This window comes from Succinivibrio sp. (assembly GCF_045124615.1).
GTDB lineage: Bacteria > Pseudomonadota > Gammaproteobacteria > Enterobacterales > Succinivibrionaceae > Succinivibrio > Succinivibrio faecicola.
In genome coordinates this window covers 1-5,906 of record NZ_JBGVMC010000305.1, presented here as the reverse complement: position 1 = coordinate 5,906, position 5,906 = coordinate 1, and the positions used below count along the sequence as shown (strand labels likewise).

The window sequence follows — 5,906 nt, the reverse complement described above, 5'->3', positions numbered from 1 at the left end:
TGTAGAGCGTAAGAAGGTTGGTCTTCACAAAGCTCGTAAGCGTCCACAGTACTCAAAGCGTTAATTTATACAATTCATGTTGTATCCAAACCTCTGCCCCAAAGGCGGAGGTTTTCTTTTTCTAAAAATAAAGCAGACTATTGTCTGCTTCTTTTCAATCGGTCTCTAGTTAATTCCGTAATAATTCATGCAGTATACTTTTGCTGCAGTTTTATATGGATTTTTATAAACGTGTCGAACCATTCCATCAAAGCACATTGAATCGCCTGTTTTTAGTTTAAAGCTGGTATCTTCAACTATGATTTCTATACATCCTTCCTGTACAAAAAGATATTCTTCTGAAATCTTTGTATGACCGTCTGTAACATGCTCTGAACCTGGATCGAGGATCAGCATAAACATTTCAAAATTTCTGTTTATATTTGATGGAAACAGACATCCGATTCTGTAATGACCATCATCATCTTTCTGAAAAGCTACCTGATCAAGAGAAACTTTCTGTGCTGTAACTCTTTTTGATTCAAGTAATGCTGAATATGTAACACCAAAAGCTTCTGCTATTTTCCAGATAGTATTAATAGTTGGATTTGAATTTCCTTTTTCTATCTGAGATAGAACGGCTTTGGAAAGTCCTGTTTTTTCAGACAGTTTTCCAAGCGTCATATTAGACTGAAGCCTTAAGTGCTGAAGGTTTTTAGAAATTACCTGATTTATATCCATAAAATATTGTAAGTTTATTATAATTAACATTTGACCAATTATATTTAACGGTATATTCTGTTAAATATATTACTTGTTTTGTTTATTATAAATAACTACTATGAAGTTTCAAGCATTTAAATTTGTTTTTCCAAGATCATTTCCAATTCTGACAGGATTCTGGTTTGTTGGTATTGCATACGGTGCATATATGAATGTATCTGGTTTTTCATTTGTATATCCGATGCTGATGAGCCTTATTATTTTGGGCGGTTCACTTGAATTCATTTGTGTCAGTATGCTTTTAAGTACTTTCGCTCCATTAAGTGCTTTTATGGTGGCATTGGTCGTTCAGGCAAGACATCTGTTTTATGGAATTTCCATGCTTGATAAATATAGAGGACTAGGAATAAAGCGTTACTATCTTATTTTTGGAATGTGTGATGAAACTTTTTCCATAAATTATACTAGCAAGATCCCAGATCATCTTGATAAAGGTTGGTGTTTCTTTTTTGTAACATTGTTAAACCATTTTTACTGGGTATCAGGATCGACACTTGGCGGAATTTTAGGAGAGTTTATTTCCTTTGACACAACTGGACTTTGGTTTGTAATGGAAGCTCTGTTTGTAGTTATTTTTATAGAGCAGTGGAAAAATGATAAGAAACATCAAAACGGCATTATTGGAATAGGTGTTACAGCACTTTGCCTGATTACTATTGGTAAGGATTCATTTTTACTGGCATCGATGATAATAATTTTTTCGATTCTGTCTTTGCAGTACATTTATACAAGAAAAGTGAAGGGACTGTTACTGTCAAATGGATAATTTAACTCTTACAGAGCAGTGCATAATTATAGGACTGTGTGCTGCAGGAACAATGATATGCAGATTTCTACCATTTATAATTTTTTCAAGAAATTCAAAGCTTCCTAATTTTATAGTATATCTAGGATCAGCGCTTCCTTTATCTGTATTCGGAATGTTGCTTGTTTACTGCCTTAAAGATGTAGATCTTAGAGCTCCAGGTCATGGTGCTGCAGAAGTTATTGCGATAACTGTTACGGTACTAGTACATATGTACAAAAGAAACATGATGCTATCTATAGCACTTGGAACAATAGTATATATGATTGAGGTTCAGTTTATATTCAGATAATTTTTTCAACATGAAATCAATCGGGATAGTTGGTTGATTATAATGTATAATTGAAAAAAAACATCTGGAGATACAAATGGCAGTTCGTTTAAAAAGTTTGAAACCATATCTGTTTAATGCTTATTACAACTGGATTATAGAAAATGAAATGACACCTCATATTCTGGTGAATGCAACCTATAAGGGAGTAGTTGTTCCTGAAAGTTATATTACAGATGGTTCTATTATTTTAAGTTTACTTCCATCATCCATTGATTCATTCCATGCAACCTCAAATGCTATCTCTTTCAAAGCAAGATTTGCTGGAAAGTCTGAGGACATATATGTTCCATACTCAGCAATAGAGCAGTTGATTGCTGTTGAAGCTCAGGCAGCACTTCCAATAGGAAGAGCATTAGAACAGCTGGATCTTGCACCAGAGGATGAAATATACCCAGATGAAGGCATAGTAAAAGATGGTCCTGAATTTGAGATTGATACAAAGGATTCAGATGACTTAACAACAGAAACTTTGCAAAAAGGTAACGACAAGGATTCTGAGAAAAACAAAGAGCCAGGTTTTGAATTTGTATAAAAGATTCATCGAATAAAAAAAACAAAAGAGCTGATTTAATCAGCTCTTTTTGTAGATATTGTATGAATTTAGCTTAGCGAAGCTTACCTAATTCAACCCACATTGGTGAAGTCTCGATTAGACCATCCTGACCTAATGTAATATCACCTGTCAGACCATGAAGAACATCTTCACTGTTGTTTGCTAGCTGCTCAATGCTGAATGCAAAAGCAACACTGTCATAAGCTGCAGCAAAGATCTTCTGAACCTGAGGATTTGCCTTAGGTAAGGATTTCATGAAGCTTTCCTTTAACTGACTGTCAGTTAAGAGCCATGGCATATCTCCTAAAAGAGCACCTTTTAGAGCAAATTCTGATGAAGAATTGTTAAGTCCCATATAGCTCTTGTCAGTTAGATAAATCTGAGCAGTTGCAGGAATAATTGGTTTTATTGAAACAGCATCATTTGTTGATGCATTCAGATATACAGCCTGAACCTCTGAAAGAGGGCAGTTAGACAGTTCTTTTTTTGCATTTGATGCACTCTGGTAAGAACAGAATTTGCTTGTAAGCTTTGTTTTTGCATATGTATGCTTGAATGCAGTTGCAGAGCGTTTTGCATTCTGATCATTATTCTTGCTTATAACAACAGCAGACTGTTTCTGATCTGCAAAGATTTTTGATGCTGCAATAGAGCCTTCGTAGTTAGGACCTAAATCAAAATACCACTGATTTGCCGGACGAACTGTCTCTGACTCATTAAATACGATTGAAGGAATTTTGATACCGGTATTATTTAAAGCGGTAACTTCAGGTTTTAGGATTGGTCCTAAAATCAGTTTTGTCCCGTTAGCTTTGAGAGTGGCAACTATCTGAGAAATGCTTTCTTTGTTAGTATCATAGAAAACAACATTTGCCTTGATATTTCTATCCTTTAATGCTGTAAGAATGCCAAGCTTTGCAGGTTCACCAACAGATGGAGCAAAACGACCACTTAGAGGTAGGAGAACTGCTATTTTTGCATTCTCAGGAAGAGTAAAGATTGCTTTTGAATCTACATTTGCAATTAAGTTTCCTTCTTTTGCATTATCCTGCTCTTCAACAGATTCAATATGAACAATCTCGGTTACAGGATGATCTGAATATCGTTTTGCAAAATCATTTAAAAGATTCTGTTTTAATTCATCATTTGATGTTCTGCTTATAATTGAGTATTCATAGAATCCCTTATCAATCTCATTTTTTGATCTTGATAGAGCAGAAGCTAATGACTTTTCATCAATAGAACTTAAAATAGAAACTGACTTTTCAATAACCTTTTTTCTGTCATTTTTAGAATCAACAAGCTTTAAGAGAGTTGCCTGATTCTTGAATGCATAAATACCGTTTTCAGGATTCTTTGTTTTCTGGAACTGTAAATTATTGATATTTGAGTTCAGAATAAGGAAATAAGAAAGAGTCTGTCTTGGCAGAGCCTTGTAGTTAACATCCTTTAAGGTTGCAATGGCATCGTCAGTATATCCTTGCTTTGACTGCATCATAGCAAGAACAATTGAAGCCTGATCTTTTTGCACATCGTTCTGTGCTTTTGAAAACATTTTGTTGATGCTTTCATTTGCATGAGCGTAGTCACCTGCAACAATCTGAGCTCTTGCAAGTAAAGTCAGAGCTTTAAACTGATCTTTTTCTTCAGAATCAGAATATAGTTTCTGATATTCCTGTACAGATAGGTTTAGATTTCCAAATGCGTTGTTTGAAGCTAAAGTCCTTGTGGCAGTATCTGATGAACAGCCAGTAATTGAACTGATACAAACTGCAGTGGCAAGGGCCATGCTTAAAATGGATTTTTTTGCTTTCACAATAATTTCCTAAAAAACAATATAACCACTTTATTTTATCATAAAGTGAGTAAGCCGAGCTGATTTGTCAGCAAGATTGTAAAATTCAGAAAAAAGGAAGAGATATTGATAGTTGAGCCGACCTGTAAGCCGAGTTCTGTCCTGCAAAGCAGTGGCAATCATTCCTCTAGACTGACGATCGCTCGCCAGTTCAAGCAATCAACCCGCCTTCAGTCCGGACGAGACTATAGAAGGCCTATTTGATCTTGCTCCAGGTGGAGTTTACATTGCCTCATACATTACTGTACAAGCGGTGAGCTCTTACCTCGCCATTTCACCCTTACCATTTCTGGCGGTATCCTTTCTGTTGCACTGGTCATAAGCTTGCGCTCTCCAGGCGTTACCTGGCACCTTGTCCTATGGAGCTCGGACTTTCCTCCCCCTTGTGCGTATGCTTACATATCGTAAACACGTATGCAAGGCAGCGATTGCCCGGTCGACTCAAGGGGGTATTTTACCATAATGGTCTGAATTTTTAAAAAATCTTGAATATATTATTGCAATAAAAGCTAATGAATTTATTAGATGAGTCCATACTGAAAAATAATCTATACTACCTAATAGATAGTGAATAGTAAAAACGGATATGGAAAATGATAGATTCGAAAATAATAGATAATGCTGTTAATCATGCAAGAAAAACCATGAATAATGGTGAAGGCGGTCCTTTTGGTGCTGCGATAATCACAAAAGACGGACAGATTTTTTATGCTTCAAATCAGGTTCTAAAAGAGCATGATCCTACAGCTCATGCTGAGATTTGCTGTATTAGAAAAGCCTGTAAGGCACTTAATACTCACGATCTGAGTGGTTGTATTCTATATACCACCTGTCAGCCTTGTCCTATGTGCCTGTCAGCAATAATTTGGTCAAATATAAAAGAGATATGGTATGGCTGTGGTGCAGATGATGCTGATAAGGCAGGATTTAGAGATGCTTTCATCTATGAATATATTGAAAAGAAGTGCAAAGACAGTTCTGTTCTTAAAATAACACAGATAGACAGAGACAGAGCGAATGTACTTTTTGAAGAATATAAAAAAATGAGTGGAGAAATCTACTAATACGAAAGTGGACTTCAAAAAAAAGAAGATCCAACGGATCTTCTTTTTTTGCTATTCGTTTTTTAGGCTTAATGCATAGTTGTACAGATCGTTTTTCTTAAGACCTGTCAGTTTTGCAATTACAGCTGTAACCTGTTTTACAGGGGCAGTGCTGATAAGTTCACTGATTGCATCCTTAACATTTTCAGGAATATCAGTATTCTCGTTTTTCAAAGAGCCGATAGCTACTACAAATTCACCTTTTGTTCTATCAGAATCCTCTTTTAAAAATGCCGCTGCATCCTTTGCTTTGAGTCTGTAAAAAGACTCAAATGTTTTTGTCATTTCTCTGCACAATGTAACATCATGCTCAGGGAGAATGCGACCTACAACTTCCATTGTTGCAATGATTCTTCTTGGAGCTTCATAGAAAACGCATGTATAGTCAGCATCTTTAAGTGAGCTTACTGTTTCTTCAAGTTCCTTTTCCTTAACAGGGAAAAATCCTCTGAACATGAATTTATCAGTTGGAAGGGCACTAGCCTCTAAAGCTG

At 35.8% G+C, this 5,906-nt stretch carries 7 protein-coding genes, 1 other RNA gene and 1 pseudogene; 5 read left to right on the top strand and 4 right to left on the bottom strand.

Annotation, left to right across the window (positions count from 1 at the left end; genetic code table 11):
• Nucleotides 1–64, top strand: a 64-nt coding sequence (rpsI, locus tag ACJML3_RS08015; RefSeq protein WP_406022191.1) for a 30S ribosomal protein S9, incomplete at its 5' end; no start/stop codon positions are given.
• A gap of 101 nt (nucleotides 65–165) precedes the next feature.
• Here the strand turns inward: rpsI and ACJML3_RS08010 are convergent.
• Complete coding sequence (locus ACJML3_RS08010; RefSeq protein WP_406022189.1) at nucleotides 166–720, bottom strand: helix-turn-helix domain-containing protein; 555 nt, start codon at nucleotides 718–720, stop codon at nucleotides 166–168.
• Nucleotides 721–820: 100 nt separating this feature from the next.
• Between ACJML3_RS08010 and ACJML3_RS08005 the strand changes: the two genes are divergently transcribed.
• The 3 genes from ACJML3_RS08005 (at nucleotide 821) to ACJML3_RS07995 (ending at nucleotide 2,433) form a co-directional block, all read left to right on the top strand.
• The gene (locus tag ACJML3_RS08005) at nucleotides 821–1,528 is read left to right on the top strand and encodes an AzlC family ABC transporter permease (RefSeq protein ID WP_406022187.1); all 708 of its coding nucleotides are present in this window, start codon (nucleotides 821–823) and stop codon (nucleotides 1,526–1,528) included.
• The gene (locus tag ACJML3_RS08000) at nucleotides 1,521–1,859 is read left to right on the top strand and encodes a branched-chain amino acid transporter permease (protein WP_406022185.1); all 339 of its coding nucleotides are present in this window, start codon (nucleotides 1,521–1,523) and stop codon (nucleotides 1,857–1,859) included. Before ACJML3_RS08005 ends, ACJML3_RS08000 begins: the two co-directional genes overlap by 8 nt.
• 76 nt (nucleotides 1,860–1,935) lie before the next feature.
• Nucleotides 1,936–2,433, top strand: coding sequence for a stringent starvation protein B (locus tag ACJML3_RS07995; protein WP_406022183.1), 498 nt, complete (start codon nucleotides 1,936–1,938; stop codon nucleotides 2,431–2,433).
• Between the two features lie 73 nt (nucleotides 2,434–2,506).
• Here ACJML3_RS07995 and ACJML3_RS07990 read toward each other — a convergent pair whose 3' ends face one another.
• Together ACJML3_RS07990 and rnpB are read right to left on the bottom strand one after the other, a co-directional pair.
• On the bottom strand, nucleotides 2,507–4,270 hold the full coding sequence (locus ACJML3_RS07990) for a penicillin-binding protein activator (RefSeq protein WP_406022181.1): 1,764 nt from the start codon (nucleotides 4,268–4,270) through the stop codon (nucleotides 2,507–2,509).
• A gap of 109 nt (nucleotides 4,271–4,379) precedes the next feature.
• An RNA gene (gene rnpB, locus ACJML3_RS07985) (RNase P RNA component class A) lies at nucleotides 4,380–4,753 on the bottom strand.
• A 149-nt stretch (nucleotides 4,754–4,902) separates the two neighbouring features.
• Between rnpB and ACJML3_RS07980 the strand changes: the two genes are divergently transcribed.
• Complete coding sequence (locus ACJML3_RS07980; RefSeq protein WP_406022179.1) at nucleotides 4,903–5,373, top strand: nucleoside deaminase; 471 nt, start codon at nucleotides 4,903–4,905, stop codon at nucleotides 5,371–5,373.
• Between the two features lie 51 nt (nucleotides 5,374–5,424).
• Here ACJML3_RS07980 and ACJML3_RS07975 read toward each other — a convergent pair.
• Nucleotides 5,425–5,906, bottom strand: a pseudogene (locus ACJML3_RS07975) (rRNA (cytidine-2'-O-)-methyltransferase); the annotation flags it as partial.